The following is a 19,851-nucleotide window of genomic DNA, read 5'->3' as shown; positions in this document are numbered from 1 at the left end:
GGTTCTGAGCCGCCCTCAGCGCTTCACTTCGTACGGTGGCGGAACAGCGCCCCGGACGCGGCGACCGACACCGCCAGGATGCCGGCGCACCACGCGAGCGCGATCCAGGGCGTGTTGCCCACCGGCTGGTCGAGCAGTAGCCCGCGCATCGACTCGATGAGCGGGGTGACGGGCTGGTGCTCGGCGAAGCCGTGGAGCCAGCTCGGCATGGTCTCGACGGGGACGAACGCGCTGCTCGGATAGGGCAGGAACATCATGAAGAAGGTGATCCCGCCCGCCGCCTCTGGCGTGCGGGCGAGCAGCCCGGCCGCCGCCGCGAACCAGGAGATCGCGGTGATGAAGGCGACGAGCAGCCCGAGCGCGGCGAGCCAGCCGAGCGGGGTCGCGGAGGGCCGGAAGCCGATGGCGAAGGCCACGCCGAAGACGAGCACGGTGGCGACCAGGTTGCGGGCGACGCTGGCGCCGACATGACCGGCGAGGATCGGCGTACCGCCGATGTCGAGCGAGCGGAACCGGTCGATGATCCCGCCCTTCATGTCCTCGCTGACGGAGACGCCCGTGCCGGCGGAGCCGAAGCCGGAGCAGAGGATGAGGACGCCGGGGACGACGTACGTCACGTAGCGCGTGCCGGTGTCGATGGCTCCGCCGAAGAAGTAGACGAAGACCAGCATCAGGATGATCGGCAGCATCATCGAGGTGATGACGGCGTCGACGTTCCGGCGGCCGAGGCGGAGCCCGCGGCCGGTCATCGTCAGGGCGTCAGATACGGGCGTCGACATGGGCGGACTCCTTCTCGGTCGGGTTGGCGGCGGGGTCGGTGGCGGACTGCGCGATGGGCGCTTCGGTGGGCCTTTCGGCCTGCTTCTCCGTGAGCGCCAGGAACACGTCGTCGAGGGTCGCGCCGCGCAGCGTGAAGCGGACGACGTCGGTGCGGTCCGGGTCGAGGGTGTCGAGGAGCTCGCGGACGTGGGCGGCGCTGCCGTCGGTGGCGACGCCGAGGGTGAGGGCCTCGGGCTCGTGGTGGACGGCCCGGTCGGCGAGCCGGAGGTAGGTCTCCCGGTCGCGCAGGACGAGGTCGAGGCGGTGGTCGGCCAGGCGGGCCTTCAGGGCCTGCGCGGTGCCCTCGGCGACGACGCGGCCGGCGTTCATGACGGCGATGCGGTCGGCGAGCAGGTCGGCCTCCTCCAGGTACTGGGTGGTGAGGAAGACCGTCGTACCGCTGTCGGAGAGGGCGCGGACGACCTCCCAGAGCTCCTTGCGGCTGCGCGGGTCGAGGCCGGTCGTCGGCTCGTCGAGGAAGATCACCGAGGTCTCGCCGGGGTCGCGGACCAGGCCGGCGGCGAGGTCGAGGCGGCGGCGCATGCCGCCGGAGTACGTCTTGGCGAGGCGGCGGCCCGCGTCGGTGAGGCCGAAGCGCTCCAGGAGTTCGGCGGCGCGCCGGTCGGCGGCCCGGCGGGAGAGCCCGGAGAGCCGGGCCATCATGCGCAGGTTCTCGGCGCCGGTCTGCATCTCGTCGACGGCGGCGAACTGGCCGGTGAGGCTGATCGCGCGGCGCACCCGGGACCGCTCGGCGGCGATGTCGTACCCGGCCACGCGCGCGTGGCCGGCGTCCGGCTCGGTGAGCGTGGTCAGGATGCGGACGGTGGTGGTCTTGCCGGCGCCGTTGGGTCCGAGCAGGGCGAAGATCGTGCCCTCCTCGACCCGTAGGTCGAGGGATGCGAGGACGGGGACGGTGCCGTAGGCCTTGCGCAGGCCCCTGGCTTCGATGGCGGATGGCATGAGGGTCCCCCTGGGATTCGGTACTGCGTATGCCTTACGCGTTACTGTGTAAGGGTTACGCATTACTAGGATGGTCGTCAAGCGAGGAAGGGCGGGCGGTTGTGGTGGCGGACGGGAAGGGTGCGGGCGCTGCGGGCGAGAGCGCTCCGGGCGCGGGCGTGCCGGGCGACGGCGGCGGAAGCTTTCTGCCGGCGAGCATCGAGGCCGCCTGGGGGCTGCGGGAGCGCCCCTCCAAGGGCCCGAAGCCCGGTCTCACCCTCGACCGGATCGTGGCGACCGCCGTGACGGTCGCCTCGACGGAGGGGATCGACGCCCTCTCCATGGGCCGCATCGCCAAGGAACTCGGCGTCTCGACCATGTCCCTGTACCGCTACGTCGGCGCGAAGAGCGAGCTGTACGTCCTCATGCAGGACGTCGCCACCGGCCCGCCGCCCGCCCCGCTCCCGGCGGGGACGGGCTGGCGCGAGGGGGTCGAGCACTGGGCCCGTGAGCTGCGCGAGATCTACCACCAGAACCTCTGGATGCTCCGCATGCCGCTCACCGGACCGCCCGCGACCCCGAACTCGGTCGCCTGGTGGGAGCGGGTCATGGTCGCCCTGGACGGCACCGGCCTCGACGAGGGGACCAAGGTCTCCGTGGTCATGCTGGTCTCCGGGTTCGTCCGGAACGAGGCGCTGATGATGGCCGACATCGCGGCCGTCATCGGGGCGAGCGGAGAGGGCCCCGAAGAGGCGCTCACCCGGTACGGCCACACCCTCCGGCGCCTCGCCGACCCCGAGCGCTATCCGGCGGTCGCGCGGATGCTGGACTCCGGCGTGATGGAGGAGGCGGACGAGCCCGACTACGAGTTCCGCTTCGGCCTCGCGCGCATCCTCGACGGGGTCGCGCTCCTCGTGGACGGGCAGGGCTCCCGGTGAGCGGGCTGCGCGAGCGGAAGAAGGAGCAGACCCGGCAGGCCCTGTCGGACGCCGCCATCGCCCTCTTCCTGGAGCGGGGCTTCGACGCCGTCTCGGTCGCGGAGATCGCGGACGCGGCGGACGTCTCCAAGCCGACGCTCTTCCGGTACTTCCCCGCCAAGGAGGACCTGGCCCTCCACCGCTTCGCCGACCACGAGGACGAGGCCGCGCGCGTGGTCGCGGGCCGCCCGGCCGGCGTCTCGCCGCTCGACGCGCTGCGCGCCCACGTCCTCGACGGCCTGGAGCGGCGCGACCCGGTCACCGGACTCTGCGACCACCCGACCGTCCTCGCCTTCCAGCGGCTGCTGTACGGCACCCCCGCGCTCGTCGCCCGGATGTACGCGTACCAGGGCCGGTCCGAGGCCGCCCTCGCGCAGGCGCTCGGGGAGGCGCGCGGGGAGATGCGCGGCGGCGACGCCCTGGACGCGAAGGTCGCGGCCGGCCAGATCGCCGCCGTCCTGCGGATCCTGGCGGAGGAGAACGTGCGCCGGATCGGCGCGGGGGAGAGCGCGGACGCGCTGTACGGGACGGCGGTGGAGGCGGTGGAGCGGGCGTTCGGGGGGCTGCGGGAGGGGCTGGGGTACTAGGGCGGCATGCGATCCGCCCGGTGGGCGCCCCGGCGGGGGTACTCAGTAATAAATGTTACCTGGTAACGCTATTCGTCTATCCTGGGCGCATGACGACGTCAACCGACCCCACCCCCGACTCCGACATCGGACTCCGTCACGAACTCCGTCGCGAACGCGCCCACCACGACGCGTGCCGTGCCGCCCTGGCCCGGATGGCCGAGGACGTCGCCGATCAGGTCGTCATCGGCGAGGACGTCGCCGCCTCCGGGGCCGACGCCGAGGTGCTCGGCCACCACCTGCGCAGTCGCGCCAAGGAGTTCGGCGAGCAGCCGCCAGGGCCGCTGTTCTTCGGCCGCCTCGACCGCGAGGACGGCCAGATCCACCACATCGGCCGCCGCCGGATCGCCGAGCACCCGGCCGCCCCGCCGCTGGTCGTCGACTGGCGGGCCCCCGTCTCCCGCGCCTACTACCAGGCCGGCGCGCACGACCCGCAGGGCGTGGTCCGGCGGCGCCGCTTCGGCTGGGCTCCGTACGGCGCGGGCGACTCGGCCGATCTGACCGGCCTGGAGGACGAGCGGCTCGCCGCCGGCGAGGAGGAGACGGCGAGCGCGATCGTCGCCGGGGAGATCGAGCGCCCGCGCGTCGGCCCGATGCGGGACATCGCCGCCACCATCCAGCCCGAGCAGGACGACCTCGTACGATCCGGGCCCGGCACCTCCGTGTGCGTGCAGGGCGCCCCCGGCACCGGCAAGACCGCCGTGGGCCTGCACCGGGCCGCGTACCTCCTCTACACCCACCCGCAGCGCGTCCGCCGCTCCGGGCTCCTCGTCCTCGGCCCCAACCGCACCTTCCTGTCGTACATCTCCGAGGTCCTGCCCGCGCTCGGCGAGACCGGGATCCGGCAGTCGACCCTCGACGAGGAGATCGCCCGGCACGAGGTGCGGGCTGTCGACGGCGAGGCGGCGGCGACGGTCAAGCACGACGTACGGATGGCGGAGGTGCTGCGGCGGGCGCTCCACGCGCGCGTGGCCCTGCCGGAGGGGGAGTTGGCCCTCGCCGACGGCTCGCTGCGGCTGCGGATCCCGGCGGAGGCGCTCGCCCGGATCGTCGCGGCGGTACGGGAGGAGGCGCCGCCCTACGCCACGGGCCGCGAACGCGTCCGCGCCCGGGTCGTCCGCGAACTCCAGCTCCGCGCCGAGCGGCGCGCCGGACCCCTGGGCAACACGTGGGTGCGCCGGGTCGAACGGGCGCGTCCGGTCTCGGCGTTCGTGGACGCGTGCTGGCCGCGCACGACCCCCGAGGAGGTGCTCGCCGCCGTCCTCACCGACCCGCGCGACCCGGCGCTCACGGTGGCCGAACGGGCGGCGATCCGGTGGGCGAAGCCGCCCCGTTCCTTCCGCTCGGCGAAGTGGAGCGCGGCCGACCTCGTGCTCCTCGACGAGCTGGCCGGGCTGATCGAACGCCCCGAGGGCTACGGCCATGTCGTCGTGGACGAGGCCCAGGACCTGTCGCCCATGCAGTGCCGTGCCATCTCCCGGCGCGCGGACTTCGGCGCCCTGACCGTCCTCGGCGACCTGGCGCAGGGGACCACCCCGTGGGCGGCGCGCGACTGGCGCGAGCAACTGGCCCACCTGGGAAAGCCGGAGGCGGAGATCGTGCCCCTGACGACCGGCTACCGGGTCCCGGCGGCGATCGTCGACCTCGCCAACCGGCTGCTGCCGGAGCTCGGCCTCGGCGCGGACGTGCCGGCGGGGGTCTCGCTGCGCCGGGACGGCGAGGTGAAGGTCGGCCGGGTCGCGGACGTCGTGGCCGGTGTCGTCGAGGCGGTCCGGGCGGCGCTGACCCGGGAGGGTTCGGTGGGGGTGATCGCGGCGGAGGAGCACGTCGGGGCGCTGACGGCGGCGCTGGACGCGTCCGGGTTCGTGAGCGGTCCGGGAGGCGTGGGTGATCGGTTGACGGTGCTGCCTTCGCGGATGGCCAAGGGTCTGGAGTACGACCATGTCGTCGTCGCCGAGCCCGCCGCGATCGTGGCGGCCGAGCCGCGCGGCCTGCACCGGCTGTACGTCGTCCTGACCCGGGCCGTCTCGCGCCTCGATGTCGTCCACGGCGAGCCACTGCCGGCCTGCCTGACTGCATAACCGCCTGGCTGCCTGACGGGCACTCAGGCCGCCTGAGAGGACGGGGCTTTTGGGTTGATCGGACCCCGCCCGAGTCTCAAGATCATCAAGGTGCAGAATGACCCGTATGTCGATAACGAACACCCCCCGAACGGCGACGATCGACGACGCACCGCTGATCGGTCGCACCCTCACCCGCGCCTTCGACGACGACCCGATGATGCGCTGGTTCTTCCCCGACGACGCCTCGCGCGAGGACTCGCTCGGCCGCTACTTCACCACGCTCTTCACCCGGCAGTACGTCCGTCACGCGGTGTGCGAACGCACCGGCGCGGCGGCCTCGTTCTGGGTGCCGCCGGAGGCGGCGGCCAAGGCCGTTCCGGACGAGGAGACCATCCAGGAACTCACCGGCATCCTCGGCGACCGCGCGCCGGCCTTCGGGGCGGCCGTCCAGGAGGCCGGGAAGCACACGCCCCAGGAGCCGCACTGGTACCTCGCGCTCATCGGCGCCGACCCGGCCGCCCAGGGCCAGGGGCACGGCGCGGCCCTGCTCCGCTCGGGCCTGGCCAAGGCCGACGCGGCGGGGATGCCCGCCTACCTGGAGTCCTCCAAGCCCGACAACCTGGCCTTCTACCAGCACTTCGGCTTCACCGTGCGGAAGGAGCTGGAGCTTCCCGGGGGCGGGCCTACGCTGTGGGCGATGTGGCGCGAGCCGGGGCAGGGCGCCGCGTAGCCGTGGGCGACCAGGCCTCCTGAAGCGCCGTCAGGAGGCCTCGTACGGCGGGCAGGGCGAGCGAGGACTCCCGTACCGCCGCGTGGATCGAGCGGACCGGCTCCGGCCCCCGGAGCCGGCGGACGACCACGTTCGGGTGGCGACTGCCCAGGCCCATCAGCGGGACCAGGCTGATCCCGAGCCCCGCCGCGACGAAGCCCTGGGCGGTCGCGTACTCCTCGCACTCCACCGCGATGTCCGGCGTGAACCCGGCCGCCGCGCACGCCTCGAGGACGGCGTCGAGGCAGGGGCCGGCGCGCTCGCTGCCGACCCACGGCTCGTCGGCGAGTTCGGCCAGGTCGACGACGCGGCGGTCGGCGAACCGGTGGCCCTTGGGGAGCACGGCGCGGTACGGGTCGTCGGCGAGGTGGACGAGACGGAGGCCGCCCTCGGTGCCCGCGCCGTCCCGGTGCGCGTCTCGGGGGCGTACGACCAGGGTGACGTCCGCCTCCGGGTCGGGCCCGGCGCCTTCGGCGATCCTCAAGTCCACCCGTACGCCCGGATGTTCGCGGCGGAAGCGGGCGAGCGCCGGGGCGACGAGGTCGGCGCCCGCCGTGGCGAAGTACCGCACGGCGACCTGGCCGGTGCGCCCGGCCCGCAGATCGGCGAGGGCGGTCTCGGCCTCGGCGACCTGGCGGCCGATCACGTCCGCGTGCTCGGTGAGCAGGAGCCCGGCGGCGGTGGGTCGGACGCCCCGGCCGAACCGTTCGAGCAGCGCGATGCCGGCCTCCTTCTCCAGGACACCGATCTGCTGGCTCACGGCGGAGGGGGTGTAGCCGAGGTTCGCGGCGGCGGCGGTGACGGAACCGCTGGTGACGACGGCCCGGAGCACCTGCATGCGTCTCACATCGAGCATGTAGTACAGCTTAACGCTGGATGCATGATTCTTCGCTTGTCCTGTCGAGTGGGGGCGGGGACCGTGGAGCCCATGACTTCGGCGACGCGTACGGGCGTAACTACGGGCGGACGTATGGGCGGACGCATGGGCGTACGTATGGGCGTACGTATGGGTGTGCTGGCCCTGCTCTGGGGCTCGGCCTTCCTCTGGATCGAGCTGGCTCTCGACCACGGCCTCACCCCGGGGTGGATCACCTTCGTGCGGTGCCTGCTCGGGGCGGGCGTGCTGCTCGCTCTCGCGTACGCGGCCGGGCAGCGGCTGCCCCGGGACCGGCGCACCTGGGGGCGGTTGGCCGTCGCGGCCTTCTTCTGCAACGCCCTGCCGTTCCTGCTCTTCGGCATCGGGCAGCAGACCGTCGACAGCGGTGTCGCGGGCGTCCTGAACGCCACCACCCCGCTCTGGTCCCTGCTCATCGGCGTGGCACTGGGCACGGAGCGTGGCTTCGGGGCGGCGAAGGTCGCAGGACTGGTCCTCGGCTTCGCGGGCATTCTGCTGATCTTCGCGCCCTGGAGCGAGGATTCGGGCCTGATGGGCGTCGGAGCGCTCGCACTGCTCGGCGCTTCGGCGAGTTACGCGGTGGCCTTCGCGTACATGGCCCGCAAGTTGGCCGGCGGGGGCACCGCGCCGATGGCGCTGTCGGCGGCGCAGCTGCTCGCGGCGACGGCCCTGAGCGCACCGGCGCCGCTGGCCGTTGCCGCCGGGGGCACGGGGACCGTGACCTGGGCGGGGGTCGGGGCGGTCGTCGTCCTCGGGGTCTTCGCGACCGGGCTCACCTTCCACCTCAACTACCGCATGATCGCCGAGGAGGGCCCGACGAGCGCCGCGACCGTCGGCTATCTGCTGCCGGTGGTGTCGGTGGCGCTCGGGGCCCTCGTGCTCGACGAGCCGTTGACGGTACGGGTGGTGGCGGGGATGGCGGTCGTCCTGGCCGGGGTGGCGCTTACGCGACGGGGGCGGCGACCCGCGCCTCCGCTGCCTCCTCGGCCCGCCGACCGTTCTTCGGCTGTCGCAGGACCGTGAGGGCGACCGCGAAGGCGGCGACGAGGAGACCGGCGCCTACGCCGAAGGCCAGGTGGTAGCCGCCCGTCAGGGCCTCGGCGACGGGGCGGCCCGCCTCGGTCAGGGCCTCGGTGCGGGCGGCGGCCAGGGTGGAGAGGACCGCGATGCCGAGGGCCATGCCGATCTGCTGGGTGGTGTTGAAGAGCCCCGAGGCGAGGCCCGCGTCCTCCTCCTTCGCGCCGGACATGCCCAGCGAGGTGAGGGCGGGCAGCGCGAGGCCGAAACCGGCGGCCAGCAGCATGACGGGCAGCAGATCGGTGACGTACGAGGCGTGCACGGGGACCCGGGTGAGCAGGCCGAGCATGACCACGAGCAGCCCGAGCCCGGTGAGGAGGACGGAGCGCTCGCCGAAGCGGGCGATGAGGCGGGCCGAGACGCCCAGGGACACCGCGCCGATGATCGCGGCGGCCGGCAGCATCGCGAGACCGGTCTCGGCGGCGCCGTACCCGAGGACCTTCTGCAGGTGGAGCGCGACGAGGACCTGGAAGGAGAAGAGCGCGGCGACCATCAGCATCTGGACGAGGTTGGCGCCCGAGACGCTGCGCGAGCGGAGGATCCGCAGCGGCATGAGCGGGTCGGCCGCGCGGGCCTGGCGGAGGACGAAGCCGGCGAGCAGGGCGAGGGAGAGCGCGCCGAGGCCGAGGGTGTGGGCGGAGGTCGCGCCGTACTCCTCGATCGTGACGACCGCGTAGATGCCGGTCATCAGGCCGGCGGTGATGAGCGGTGCGCCGAGAAGGTCCACGCCGCCGCGGCTGCGGCCCGGGTCGCCGGGCAGGGCGCGGAGGGCGACGAGGAGGGTCGCGGCGCCGATGGGGAGGTTGATGAAGAAGATCCAGTTCCAGGTGAGCGCGTCGGTCAGGATCCCGCCGAGGACCTGTCCGATGGAGGCGCCTGCCGCGCCGGTGAAGCTGAACACGGCGATGGCTCGGGCGCGTTCGCGGGGTTCGGTGAAGAGCGTGACGAGGATGCCGAGGCTCACGGCGGAGGCCATCGCGCTGCCGACGCCCTGGAGGAAGCGGGCGGCGATCAGGACCTCCGGGGAGGCGGCGACACCGGCGAGCAGGGAGGCGGCGGTGAACACGCCCGTACCCGCGAGGAACATCCGTCTGCGGCCGATCAGATCGCCGAGGCGGCCGGCGAGGAGGAGCAGTGAGCCGAACGCGATCAGGTAGGCGTTGACGACCCAGCTGAGGCCGGCCGGGGTGAAGCCGAGGTCGCTCTGGATGGCGGGCATGGCGACGGTGACGATGCTTCCGTCGAGGACGGTCATCAGCATGCCGGTGGCGAGGACGCCGAGGGCGAGGGAGTGGGAGCGGGGGCGGGTGGCAACGGCGGTCATGGGGTCTCTCCTGTGCGAGGGAGGGCAACAAGAAAGACCGTAACAGATAGTTCCGTTGCAGACTATCTTTTACGGATCGAGGGTTCGGGTGATCGGTGGCTCTCAGCCCTTCTGGCGAGCGCGCCGGGCCGGTCGCGCGCTCTCCACGGGGGTCTCCAGATGCCCTGTGACCAGGCGGTTCAGGGCGCGCACCAGCGCCTCGCGCTCCTCGTCGGGGAGCGAGGCCAGGGCGTTCTCGTGGACCCCGTCGACGATCTTCTGGCTCTTCGCGGCGACCTTCGCCCCCGCCTCGGTGACCGCGATGATGCGGGCCCGCCGGTCGGTGCTCGACGGCCGGCGCTCGGCGAGCCCGGCCGCCTCCAGGGCGTCGACGGTGACGACCATCGTGGTCTTGTCCATGTCCCCGATCTCGGCCAGCTGCGCCTGCGTGCGCTCCTGCTCCAGGGCGTGCACGAGGACGCAGTGCATGCGCGGGGTGAGCCCGATCTCCCCGAGCTCGGCGCTCATCCGCGTCCGCAGGACGTGGCTGGTGTGGTCGAGGAGGAAGGAGAGATCGGGCTCGGTGCGGGTGGGTGCCATGGCTGTCATGTCAGCCAGGGTAGGTGAAGTCGATCCGTCGTGGATTATCAGGAAGCGGACGAGGCGGACCCTCGGCTTTCGCCCTGGCCTCGGCTCAGGAGCTCGCTGATCCGGAGGAAGCCGTCGCCGCCGTGGCCCTCCGCGATGGCGCGCCGGGCGAGGCCCTCGGCCGCGCGCATCACGCCGGCGTCGATGCCGTGCGCCTCCGACGCGTGCACGATGTGGGTCATGGACGAGGCCGCCGAGGTGAGCGGGTTGTCCGCGCCCGAGAAGATCCCGCCGTCCACCTCCTCGGCGCTCTCCTCGAAGATCGGCGGGAGGATCGTGCCGATGCCCTTCGCGAACGGCGCCAGGTCCCGCGCGCTGATCCCCTCCGCCCGCGCGACCGCGAGGGCGTGGGCGTACCCGGCCATGGCGGTCCAGAAGATGTCGAGCAGCGCGATGTCGTACGCCGCCGCCCGGCCGGGCTCCTCGCCGAGATGGGTGTGGGTGCCACCGAGGGTGTCCAGTACGGGACGGTGTGCGCGGTACAGCTCCGCCGGGCCGCTGTGCAGGAACACCGCGTCAGGGGTCCCGATGGTGGACGTCGGGGTCATGATCGCGCCGTCCAGGTAGCGGATGCCGTGCTCGGCCGCCCAGGCGGCGGTGGACCGGGCCCGGTCCGGGGTGTCGGCGGTCAGGTTGACCACCGTCCGCCCCTTGAGCGCGCCGGTGACCGCCCCGGGCCGCAGGATGGCGTCCACCGCGTCGTAGTTCACGACGCAGACCACGGTCAGCTCACTCGCCGCGACCGCTTCCTCGACGGAGCCGGCGCCGCTCGCGCCCCGCGCGACCAGCTCCCGCTCGCGGCCCGGTGTCCGGTTCCAGACGGTGGTGCGTACCCCGGCGTCCAGGAAGGCGCCCGCGAGGGCCCGGCCCATCGGCCCGAGGCCGAGTACGGTGACGGTGGCGGTGTTGGCGGACTGCTCGATGGCTGAGGGCATGCTTCAACTCCCGTACGTACAGTGGTGATCAGTGACAAAGGGGGCGAGGGTGACGCGCGGTCGGGCCCAGGACACGGACGTCTGTGGAGTGACCGCGGCGATCGCGGTCATCGACGGCAAGTGGAAGACGACCCTGCTGTGGCTGCTGGAGTCGGGTCCGCGCCGCCCGGGCGAGCTGCGCCGCCTCCTGCCCGGCCTCAGCGAGAAGGTGCTGACTCAGTCGCTCCGCGAGATGGAGACCGACGGGCTGGTGCACCGGCAGGTGTACGACACGCTTCCGCTGAAGACCGAGTACTCGCTGACGGAGTTCGGGGCGGAGCTGGCGACGGCGCTCGCGCCCCTCTCCGACTGGGGCCACCGCCGCCTGGAGAAGCTCACGGAGCACGCCCGGTCCGCCGGGATCCGCCCGGCCGCGTCCTGACCTCTTCGCACCGCCACCTCCTCTCCGTCGGCCTCACCAGGTTCGCCGCCCGGCCGCTCGTCGCCAAGTACCCACAAAAAAGTGGCTACGTGGGGGAGGTGCGTACGGGAGCGACTGAAAGCCCCCGGAAAACAGAAAAGGCAAGGAGGACCAGCCCCTTGCCACTCTCAAGATATAGCGCACCGGGGGCCTTGCGGCAAGGCCCCCGGTGTGGTGCAGAATCGTCGACCTGAGCAGGAAGATTCCTAATTGTCCGTATTTCCTGCTCTGTTCGACAGCACTCTGGGGGACCCATGTACGACGTTGACGTGATCGTGGTCGGTGGCGGACCGACCGGTCTGATGCTCGCCGCCGAGTTGCGCCTGCAGGATGTGCGGGTGGTCGTGCTCGAACGGGACGCGGAGCCGACCAAGGTGGTCCGCGCGCTCGGCCTGCACGCGCGAAGCGTCGAGGTGATGGACCAGCGCGGCCTGCTGGAACGGTTCCTCCCGCTCGGCAAGCAGTACCCGGTCGGCGGCGGGTTCTTCGCCGGTATCACCAAGCCCGCGCCGCGCCTCGACACGGCCCACCCGTACGTCCTCGGCATCCCGCAGCCCGTCGTCGACCGCCTCCTCGCCGAGCGCGCCGTCGAACTGGGCGCGGACATCCGGCGCGGCTCGCTGCTGGTGGCGCTGGACCAGGACGAGGAGGGGGTGACCGCCGAGCTGGCCAGTGGGGGCGCCCCCGCCCATGGGGGCGTAGCCGGCGGGGGAGGCACCCGGCTGCGCGCGCGCCACCTCGTCGGCTGCGACGGCGGTCGCAGCACCGTACGCAAGCTGATCGGCGTCGGGTTCCCCGGCGAGCCCAGCCGGGTCGACACGCTGCTCGGCGAGATGGAGCTGACCGCGGACCCGGACGAGGTGGCCGCGGTGATGGCCGAGGTCCGCCGGACGCAGAAGCGGTTCGGCGCCGGGCCGCTGGGGGAGGGGCTCTACCGTGTCATCGTGCCCGCCGACGGGGTGCGCGAGGACCGTACGGTCCCGCCGACCTTCGAGGAGTTCAAGGAGCGGCTGCGGGCGGTGGCCGGCACCGACTTCGGCGTGCACTCGCCGCGCTGGCTCTCCCGCTTCGGCGACGCGACCCGGCAGGCCGAGCGGTACCGGGTCGGCCGCGTGTTCCTCGCGGGCGACGCGGCGCACATCCACCCGCCGACCGGCGGGCAGGGGCTCAACCTCGGTGTCCAGGACGCCTTCAACCTCGGCTGGAAGCTGGCGGCCGACATCAACGGCTGGGCGCCGGAGGGCCTCCTCGACAGCTACGAGGCCGAGCGGCACCCGGTCGCCGCCGACGTCCTGGACAACACCCGCGCGCAGATGGAGCTGATGCGCGTGGAGCCGGGCCCCCAGTCGGTGCGGCGGCTGCTCGCGGAGCTGATGGACATCGAGGAGGTCAACCGGCACCTGATCGAGAAGATCACCGCCCTCGGCGTCCGTTACGACTTCGGCGAGGGCCACGAGCTGCTGGGCAGCCGCCTGCGCGACCTCCAGCTGAAGAACGGCCGCCTGTACGAACTCACCCGCACCGGCCGCGGCCTGCTCCTCGACCAGACCGGCACCCTCTCGGCGACCGGCTGGACGGACCGCGTCGACCACGTCGTGGACACCGGCGAGGAGTTGACCGCCCCCGCGGTCCTCCTCCGCCCGGACGGCCACGTGGCCTGGGCGGGCGACAACCCGGAGGACCTCCGGGCGGCCCTGCACCGCTGGTTCGGCGCGGAGAGCACCGGCTGACGGCTACCCGGCGGCCGGGGCGCCGTCTCGCTCAGTCCGAGACGGCTACCCGGCCCGGACCGGCCGCGACCAGCAGGGCGGCGAACGCGACGGGTGCGGCCGCCTGGTACCCGACCCAGACCTCGCCCCCGCCGCTCCCGCCCTGCCACGCGATCAGAACGCCGACGAGGGCCGCGAGGACCCAACCGCTGTCGTAGGCGACCATCAGCCGGGTGTAAGTGCGCATGGATCGTCTACGCATGTACGCGATCTCGATGCCCCCGCCGATCAGCAGGGCGACACCGGCGGCCACCATCAGCCACGTGGACGCGCCGAGCAGCCGGCCGAGCGGGGCGGCGCCGGCGAGGAAGGCGACGGCGAGCACCACCTTGAAGACGCCGTCGGCGATGACGCCTGCCATGCTGCGGGTCACTGCTGGTGCCAGGGCCTGGGTCATGAGTGTCCTCCCTGAAGCGCGCTCGTCCGACTGATTCCGTAACGAGATTACGGTAATAATCAAATTATGAGAATGACGAGAGCGGAGACCAGGGAACGCAACCGCCGCGCCCTGCTGGACGCTGCCTTCCAGGTCGTTTCGCGGGACGGCTACCGGGCCAAACTCGAAGAGATCGTCGAACGCGCGGGCCTGACCACGGGTGCCGTCTACTCCCTCTTCGGGAGCAAGAACGGCCTGGTGGTCGCCCTGGTGGCCGACCACCTGGGGCCGTACTACGAAGAGATCGAGCAGCTGGTCCCGGCGGAAGCGGACCTGCTCGAAGCGGTCGACGCCTTCGCCCGGCACTACCGGCGCGGCTGTGACGCCCCCGACGCGCTGCCTCGCCTGTCACTGCAGATCACCCTGCTGGACATGGCCCTGCACGACCCGGACCTGGGCGCACAACTCGCCACGTCCGTCCGCGCTCAGGAGAGCCACCTGGCCGCACTGTTCGCCGGGCGCCCGCACAACGGCGGCGTCGTGACGCCCCGCCAGGCCCACCTCCTGGCCACCGCCCTCAGGGCCCTGTTCGTCGGCCTCAGTCAGGGCGTCCTCCTCGGCCTCGCCGCCGGCGCGGACGAACAGTACTTCGCCACCGCGGCCCGCGCCTTGGCCTCCGACGCGTCCCTCGTCGAGCCCGACGGGGGCGTATGAAGCGCGACACTATTGCAAGCGGGTGCTTGCAATAGTTAGCGCGGGGTGGCATCTTCGCAGCATGGCATCACTCAACGTCGGCAATCTTGGCGAGTACCTCCGTGAGCAGCGGCGCACCGCGCAGCTGTCGTTGCGGCAGCTCGCGGAGGCCGCCGGGGTGTCCAATCCCTATCTGAGCCAGATCGAGCGCGGCCTGCGCAAGCCGAGCGCCGAGGTGTTGCAGCAGGTCGCCAAGGCGCTGCGGATCTCCGCCGAGACGCTGTACGTGCGGGCCGGGATCCTCGACGAGAAGGAGCGGGACGAGCTGGAGACGCGCGCCGTCATCCTGGCCGATCCCTCGATCAACGAGCGGCAGAAGCAGGTGCTGCTCCAGATCTACGACTCCTTCCGCAAGGAGAACGCCGCAGAGGCGGCGGAGGCCGCGGAGGCGGCCACCGATCAGGCGGTCGCCGACCAGGTGGCCTCAGGGGGTGACGCCGGTTCCGACGCCGGTGCCGATGCCAAACCCACCGCGAGTTAGTACGTACACATTCCGGAGGACCACCCACCATGGCCATCATCGAAGAACTGCGTACCCCCCTCTACTTCGCCGCCGGCACCGCCGACCTCGCCGTCCAGCAGGCCAAGAAGGTCCCCGGCCTGATCGAGCAGATCGCCGCCGAGGCGCCCGCTCGCATCGACGCGGTGCGCAACACCGACCCCAAGGTCGTGCAGGAGAAGGTGACCGACCGGGCCAAGGAGGCCCAGGCCACCGTCCAGTCGAAGTTCGCCGAGGTCGTCGGCAACCTCGACACCGACCTGAAGAAGCTCGGCGAGACCGCCCAGGACCTCGCCCTGCGGGGCGTCGGCGTCGCCGCCGAGTACGCGGTCAAGGCGCGCGAGAAGTACGAGGAGATCGCCGAGCACGGCGAGGAGGCCGTCAAGGCCTGGCGCGGTGAGGTGGCCGAGGAGATCACCGAGATCGCCGTCGTCGTCGAGCCCGAGCCCGAGACGAAGGCCGAGACGAAGGCCGAGCCGGAGACGAAGGCCGAGGTGCCGGCCCAGGACGCCGCCGCCAAGAAGGCCCCCGCCCGGAAGACCTCCGTCCGCAAGCCGGCCGCCAAGAAGACCGCCGGCGCCACGGAGAAGTAGGCCGGGGCACCAAACAAGGTGTCCGGTGCGTTGTACCGGGTACCTTGGCCGCGAGGCGGTTCATCCACTGACGAGGCGGTTCAGATATGTTGCGCGACGGATTCGACCTGGGTATCACGCTGGTGGTCGGGCTGTTCTTCCTCGTCTTCGCCGTCGTCACCTTCGTCTTCGCCGCGATGGCACGCGAGGACGCCTACCGCGCGGCCGACAAGCAGACCAAGAAGTTCTGGCTGATCATCCTCGGCATCAACCTGGTCCTGAACCTGGTTCTGGACATGCTCTTCCTTCAGATCGCCGGTGTCATCGCCGCGATCGTCTTCATGGTCGACGTCCGGCCGGCCCTCAAGCAGGTCTCCGGTGGAGGCGGCGGACGCCGTGGCGGGTCCAGCAGTGACGGGCCCTACGGGCCGTACAACGGCGGCCGGTAGCAGTCAGGAACGGAACGCCGAGTCAAGCGGAACCAAAGGGTCCGGGGTTATCCCCGGGCCCTTTCCAGTGCCAGGACCGCCACGTCGTCCGTCAGCTCGCCGCCGTTCAGCGACCGCACCTCGGTCACCGCCGCCTCCAGCAGGTCCTCGCCCCGCAGGCCCTCCGCCAGCTGCCGGTTGATCATCTCGACCATCCCGTCCTGCCCGAGGCGCGGCGAGCCCGGGCCCGCCGAGCGGCCCTCGATCAGGCCGTCCGTGTACATCAGCAGGCTCCACGCCCCGCCCAGCTCCACCTGGCGGCGCGGCCAGCGGGCGCGCGGCAGCAGGCCGAGCGCCGGGCCGCCGTCCTCGTACGGCAGCAGCCGCGCCGGGCGGCCCCTGCGGGCGATCAGCGGCGCGGGGTGGCCGGCCAGGCAGAGGCCCGCCCGGCGGCCGTCCGGGGCGATGTCGACCGTGCAGAGCGTCGCGAAGATCTCCTCGTTCTCCCGCTCGTGCTCCAGGACCTGCTGAAGCGTCGAGAGCAGCTCGTCCCCGCACAGCCCCGCGAACGTCAGCGCCCGCCACGCGATGCGCAGCTCCACGCCGAGCGCGGCCTCGTCCGGGCCGTGCCCGCAGACGTCGCCGATCATCGCGTGGACCGTGCCGTCCGGCGTACGGACGGTGTCGTAGAAGTCGCCGCCGAGCAGGGCGCGGGAGCGGCCGGGCCGGTAGCGTGCGGCGAAGCGCAGGTCGGAGCCCTCCAGGAGCGGGGTGGGCAGCAGCCCGCGCTCCAGGCGGGCGTTCTCCTGGGCCCGCAGCCGCGACTCGGTCAGCTTCACCTGGACCGCGTCGGCGCGCTTGCGCTCGACCGCGTACCGGATCGCCCGGCTCAGCAGCCGGCCGTCGAGCTCCTCACGGAAGAGGTGGTCCTGCGCCCCGACCCGTACCGCCTCCGCCGCCAGCTCCGCGTCGGCCGAGGCCGCGAGGGCCAGGACGGCGTGGCGCGGGGCGAGCCGCAGGATCTGGCGCAGGGGTGCGAGCGGGTCGTCACCGGAAGCACGGGGGCCGGGCAGGGCCAGGTCGACCAGGACGCAGTGGACGTCGTCGGTGAGCAGCCGCTCGGCCTCGGTCAGGTTGCGGGCGGTACGGATGCGGACGCGGGTCCCGTCCCGGTCGTCGAGCATCTCGGGCACGGCGAGGGCGCCCGCCGGGTCGTCCTCGACGACCAGCAGGGTGAGATCGGTGCCGGAGCCGGTGCCGGTCGCCGTGGTCGCAGCGGTGGCAACAGCGCCGGGCGCCGCCGCAGAGACGTTTCTCTGGCGCGGTACGGGTACGGGCATCGGTCGCGGTTTCCTTCCCTCCCCCCGAGGGCGCGGCGGGGCGACGAACGACGTCCCGCCAGACGGGGACCATAGCGGTAGCGCACGGGGGAGCGGAATGGTGATCAGGGTACGAGCGCCGAAGAGCCGTTGGCATATGCCGCGCATGGGGAGGATGTTGCCCTCCGGGTCATGACGAACATCACGCCACCGAGGTGAGCGCGGTCACTCGGAGCGCGGCACTCCGGGCGGGTGACTTCGCGCCCGTCACCCCGAGCGCCCGTCACCCCGAGCGCCCGTCACCCCGAGCGCCTCACTCCGGCCGGACCACGCCCAGGATCTCCATCGAGCCCGCGCCCGCGAGTGTGACGTCCCGGCCCGGGCGCGGGGCGTGCACCATCGCGCCGTTTCCGACGTACATGCCGATGTGGCTGGCGTCCTTGAAGTAGACGATCAGGTCACCGGGGCGCATGTCCTTGATGTCCACCTTGGGCAGCAACCGCCACTGCTCCTGCGAAGTGCGCGGAATGTTCCGGCCGGCCGTGCCCCAGGCGCGCTGGGTCAGGCCCGAGCAGTCGTACGAGTCCGGGCCCTCGGCCCCCCAGACGTACGGCTTGCCGATCTGCGACGTCGCGAACTCCACCGCCCGCTTGCCCTGTGGTGTCGCCGTGGTGTTCAGGCCCTTGAGGACGCCGGTGTTCACCCACGCGGTCTGCTGGCGGTACTGCTCCTGCTCCTCCAGGCGCCGCAGCCGTTCCAGCTCCTCGGCCGCCAGCGTGGACTCCAGCTTCTTCGCCGCGGCTATTTTGTCGTTGATGTCCTTCTTGGCCGCCGCCTGCTTGACGCGGTTGGCCTCCAGCTTGGTCCAGTTGGTGCCCGCGTCCTTGGCGTACACGGTCAACTGGGCCTGGGTCCGGACCATTTCGGCCAGCAGGTCCTTGGTGGCCTTCTGGCCCTCCTTGAACCGGCCGGCGTTGTCCAGGAAGAGCTGCGGGTCGTCGGTGAGGACGAACTGGGCGCCGTCGGGCAGACCGCCGTTGCGGTACTGGGCGCGGGCCGCGGCGCCCGCCTGGGCCTTGAGCGCGTCGACCTTCTCGTTGCCGGCCACGATCATCTGGGCCAGCCGCACGATCTCGGCGGACTGTTCCTTGGTCTGCTCCTCGGCGAGGTTGTACGCGTCGGTGGCGGCGGCCGCCTGCCGGTACAGGCCCTCGATCTCCTTGCGCACCTCTTCGAGGGTCTTCTTCGGCGCGGCGGGCGCGGTGGGCGTTCCTGGAGGCAGCGGAGCCGCCGAGGCTCCGACCGTCAGCGCGGGTGAGACGAGCACCGTCAGGGTGCAGACCACGGTGATCGCGGCGTTCACACAGCGGCGTCGGTTCACAAGCTCCCCCTCGTACGGCCCGCACCCGTAACTCGTATGTCGTACATCGCGCAGCCGGTATCTGATTTACCGTCAGTAACTTGGTGGCGACCTTGGCGATAGTGCCACGCGTGACCTCAAAGCGACAGGGGATACCGGGCCCTGTCGGGTCACTCTCCCCCAGACGGGACGGGTGGGAAGGGAGTTGCGTTCCCGATCGACCAGGAATTCACCGGCAATTGGTCCTTCAGCGGGGCGCCAGTGCCTCCCAGCGGACCGTCACCTCGCCCTGGCGCCACCGCCGGTGCCCGTCGGTCAGGGGCCAGTCCGCCGCCAGGTCGCGCGCGGCCCGGATCCAGCGCTGCCGCGCGCCCAGCGAGGCGTACGGGGCGGCGGCCGCCCACGCCCGGTCGAAGTCCCGCAGGAACGCGTGGACCGGCTCGCCCGGCACGTTCCGGTGGATCAGCGCCTTCGGCAGCCGTTCCGCGAGGTCCGAGGGGCGGTCGAGCGAGCCGAGCCGGGTCGCGAAGGTGACCGTCCTCGGCCCGGACCGGTCGAGCGCCACCCACACATGACGGCGCCCGATCTCGTCGCAGGTCCCCTCGACGAGCAGCCCGCCGGGCGCGAGCCGCGCGCACAGCCGCGCCCACACCGCGGCGACCTCGTCCTCGTCGTACTGCCGCAGCACGTTCGCGGCCCGGATCAGCGCGACCTCGCCCGGCACCGGGACCTCGAAGCCGCCGTGCAGGAAGGTGAGGCCCGGGCGCTCGTACGGCTGGGCGGCGGCGACCCGGGCCGGCTCGATCTCGATGCCGACGACCTCGGTCCGCGGATCGGCCGTCCGCAGCCGCGCCAGGAGCTCCACGGCGGTCCAGGGGGCGGCCCCGTATCCCAGGTCGACGGCGACGGGGGGCTCGGCGGAGCGGCGCAGGGCCGGGCCGTGTGTGGCGGCGATCCAGCGGTCCATGCGGCGCAGCCGGTTCGGGTTGGTGGTCCCGCGGGTGGCCGTGCCGACGGGGCGGGCTGCGGCGGGGCGGGTGGTGCGCGGGGCCATGGAACGAGAGTACGGGCCCGGTGCTGGGCGGGGGTGCCACGCGGGCCGGTGGAGGGCGGGGGTGCCACGCGGGCCGGTGCCCGGGGGCGGTGCCACGAGGCCGGTGGCGGGCGGGGGTGCCACGCGGGCCGGTGGCGGGCGAGCCCGCGAGGACGGCACCGCGGCGGTGCCACGCCGTCCGGCAGGGCAATGAATTGGCAAAGAGGAAAT

21 protein-coding genes are annotated in these 19,851 nt (G+C 72.5%); 11 read left to right on the top strand and 10 right to left on the bottom strand.

The features are described 5' to 3' along the window. Positions 1-23 precede the first annotated feature (23 nt). Both AB0F56_RS13035 and AB0F56_RS13030 read right to left on the bottom strand, forming a co-directional pair. Positions 24-779 carry an ABC transporter permease gene (locus AB0F56_RS13035; RefSeq protein ID WP_362007713.1) on the bottom strand — a complete coding sequence of 252 codons (756 nt, stop codon included), beginning with the start codon at positions 777-779 and terminating at the stop codon, positions 24-26. Next, positions 760-1,779 (bottom strand): ATP-binding cassette domain-containing protein, encoded by a 1,020-nt coding sequence (locus AB0F56_RS13030; RefSeq protein WP_362007711.1) that lies wholly within the window; start codon positions 1,777-1,779, stop codon positions 760-762. Before AB0F56_RS13030 ends, AB0F56_RS13035 begins: the two co-directional genes overlap by 20 nt. 158 nt (positions 1,780-1,937) lie before the next feature. Between AB0F56_RS13030 and AB0F56_RS13025 the strand changes: the two genes are divergently transcribed. From AB0F56_RS13025 to AB0F56_RS13010, 4 genes are all read left to right on the top strand, one after another. Further along, entirely contained in the window at positions 1,938-2,696 is a 759-nt protein-coding gene (locus AB0F56_RS13025; protein ID WP_362007899.1) for a TetR/AcrR family transcriptional regulator, read from the top strand. Next, positions 2,693-3,322: a TetR family transcriptional regulator gene (locus AB0F56_RS13020; RefSeq protein ID WP_362007709.1), complete on the top strand. Its 630-nt coding sequence runs from the start codon at positions 2,693-2,695 to the stop codon at positions 3,320-3,322. The genes AB0F56_RS13025 and AB0F56_RS13020 overlap by 4 nt, the downstream gene beginning before the upstream one ends. A gap of 89 nt (positions 3,323-3,411) precedes the next feature. After that, on the top strand, positions 3,412-5,442 hold the full coding sequence (locus AB0F56_RS13015) for an AAA family ATPase (RefSeq protein ID WP_362007708.1): 2,031 nt from the start codon (positions 3,412-3,414) through the stop codon (positions 5,440-5,442). Between the two features lie 97 nt (positions 5,443-5,539). Beyond that, entirely contained in the window at positions 5,540-6,154 is a 615-nt protein-coding gene (locus AB0F56_RS13010) for a GNAT family N-acetyltransferase (protein ID WP_362007705.1), read from the top strand. Here AB0F56_RS13010 and AB0F56_RS13005 read toward each other — a convergent pair. Next, a complete protein-coding gene (locus AB0F56_RS13005; protein ID WP_362007702.1) occupies positions 6,108-7,049 on the bottom strand; it encodes a LysR substrate-binding domain-containing protein in 942 nt (313 codons plus the stop codon). The genes AB0F56_RS13010 and AB0F56_RS13005 overlap by 47 nt on opposite strands. Positions 7,050-7,187: 138 nt before the next feature. Between AB0F56_RS13005 and AB0F56_RS13000 the strand changes: the two genes are divergently transcribed. Continuing rightward, entirely contained in the window at positions 7,188-8,111 is a 924-nt protein-coding gene (locus AB0F56_RS13000; RefSeq protein ID WP_362007700.1) for a DMT family transporter, read from the top strand. Here the strand turns inward: AB0F56_RS13000 and AB0F56_RS12995 are convergent. The 3 genes from AB0F56_RS12995 to AB0F56_RS12985 all read right to left on the bottom strand — a co-directional run bounded on the left by AB0F56_RS12995 (position 8,032) and on the right by AB0F56_RS12985 (position 11,051). Continuing rightward, positions 8,032-9,489 carry an MFS transporter gene (locus AB0F56_RS12995; RefSeq protein ID WP_362007698.1) on the bottom strand — a complete coding sequence of 486 codons (1,458 nt, stop codon included), beginning with the start codon at positions 9,487-9,489 and terminating at the stop codon, positions 8,032-8,034. The two genes, AB0F56_RS13000 and AB0F56_RS12995, sit on opposite strands and share 80 nt — an antisense overlap. Positions 9,490-9,591: 102 nt before the next feature. Then, a complete protein-coding gene (locus AB0F56_RS12990; RefSeq protein WP_362007695.1) occupies positions 9,592-10,077 on the bottom strand; it encodes a MarR family winged helix-turn-helix transcriptional regulator in 486 nt (161 codons plus the stop codon). 38 nt (positions 10,078-10,115) lie between these two features. Then, positions 10,116-11,051: an NAD(P)-binding domain-containing protein gene (locus AB0F56_RS12985; RefSeq protein WP_362007692.1), complete on the bottom strand. Its 936-nt coding sequence runs from the start codon at positions 11,049-11,051 to the stop codon at positions 10,116-10,118. 49 nt (positions 11,052-11,100) lie between these two features. Between AB0F56_RS12985 and AB0F56_RS12980 the strand changes: the two genes are divergently transcribed. Together AB0F56_RS12980 and rox are read left to right on the top strand one after the other, a co-directional pair. Next, on the top strand, positions 11,101-11,472 hold the full coding sequence (locus tag AB0F56_RS12980) for a helix-turn-helix domain-containing protein (RefSeq protein ID WP_362007689.1): 372 nt from the start codon (positions 11,101-11,103) through the stop codon (positions 11,470-11,472). A gap of 293 nt (positions 11,473-11,765) precedes the next feature. Continuing rightward, positions 11,766-13,241 (top strand): rifampin monooxygenase, encoded by a 1,476-nt coding sequence (rox, locus tag AB0F56_RS12975; protein ID WP_362007686.1) that lies wholly within the window; start codon positions 11,766-11,768, stop codon positions 13,239-13,241. 31 nt (positions 13,242-13,272) lie between these two features. Here the strand turns inward: rox and AB0F56_RS12970 are convergent, their stop codons facing one another. Then, the gene (locus AB0F56_RS12970; RefSeq protein WP_362007684.1) at positions 13,273-13,677 is read right to left on the bottom strand and encodes a hypothetical protein; all 405 of its coding nucleotides are present in this window, start codon (positions 13,675-13,677) and stop codon (positions 13,273-13,275) included. A gap of 72 nt (positions 13,678-13,749) precedes the next feature. Here AB0F56_RS12970 and AB0F56_RS12965 point away from each other — a divergent pair, with 72 nt between their 5' ends. The 4 genes from AB0F56_RS12965 to AB0F56_RS12950 all read left to right on the top strand — a co-directional run bounded on the left by AB0F56_RS12965 (position 13,750) and on the right by AB0F56_RS12950 (position 15,929). Further along, entirely contained in the window at positions 13,750-14,370 is a 621-nt protein-coding gene (locus AB0F56_RS12965; RefSeq protein WP_362007681.1) for a TetR/AcrR family transcriptional regulator, read from the top strand. 61 nt (positions 14,371-14,431) lie between these two features. Continuing rightward, positions 14,432-14,890, top strand: coding sequence for a helix-turn-helix transcriptional regulator (locus AB0F56_RS12960; RefSeq protein ID WP_362007678.1), 459 nt, complete (start codon positions 14,432-14,434; stop codon positions 14,888-14,890). Between the two features lie 29 nt (positions 14,891-14,919). Beyond that, the gene (locus tag AB0F56_RS12955; protein WP_362007676.1) at positions 14,920-15,501 is read left to right on the top strand and encodes a hypothetical protein; all 582 of its coding nucleotides are present in this window, start codon (positions 14,920-14,922) and stop codon (positions 15,499-15,501) included. Positions 15,502-15,587: 86 nt separating this feature from the next. Beyond that, a complete protein-coding gene (locus AB0F56_RS12950; RefSeq protein WP_362007673.1) occupies positions 15,588-15,929 on the top strand; it encodes a DUF2516 family protein in 342 nt (113 codons plus the stop codon). A 47-nt stretch (positions 15,930-15,976) separates the two neighbouring features. Here the strand turns inward: AB0F56_RS12950 and AB0F56_RS12945 are convergent, their stop codons facing one another. The 3 genes from AB0F56_RS12945 to AB0F56_RS12935 form a co-directional block, all read right to left on the bottom strand. Then, positions 15,977-17,248 (bottom strand): fused response regulator/phosphatase, encoded by a 1,272-nt coding sequence (locus tag AB0F56_RS12945; RefSeq protein ID WP_362007670.1) that lies wholly within the window; start codon positions 17,246-17,248, stop codon positions 15,977-15,979. A 292-nt stretch (positions 17,249-17,540) separates the two neighbouring features. Then, positions 17,541-18,608, bottom strand: coding sequence for a C40 family peptidase (locus AB0F56_RS12940; RefSeq protein ID WP_362007668.1), 1,068 nt, complete (start codon positions 18,606-18,608; stop codon positions 17,541-17,543). A 226-nt stretch (positions 18,609-18,834) separates the two neighbouring features. Then, entirely contained in the window at positions 18,835-19,641 is an 807-nt protein-coding gene (locus AB0F56_RS12935) for a class I SAM-dependent methyltransferase (RefSeq protein WP_362007665.1), read from the bottom strand. Between the last annotated feature and the right edge of the window lie 210 nt (positions 19,642-19,851).

Source organism: Streptomyces sp. NPDC026092 (assembly GCF_040638605.1).
GTDB lineage: Bacteria > Actinomycetota > Actinomycetes > Streptomycetales > Streptomycetaceae > Streptomyces.
The sequence above is the reverse complement of the archived record's forward strand: the minus strand, read 5'-3'. Positions and strand labels throughout refer to the sequence as shown.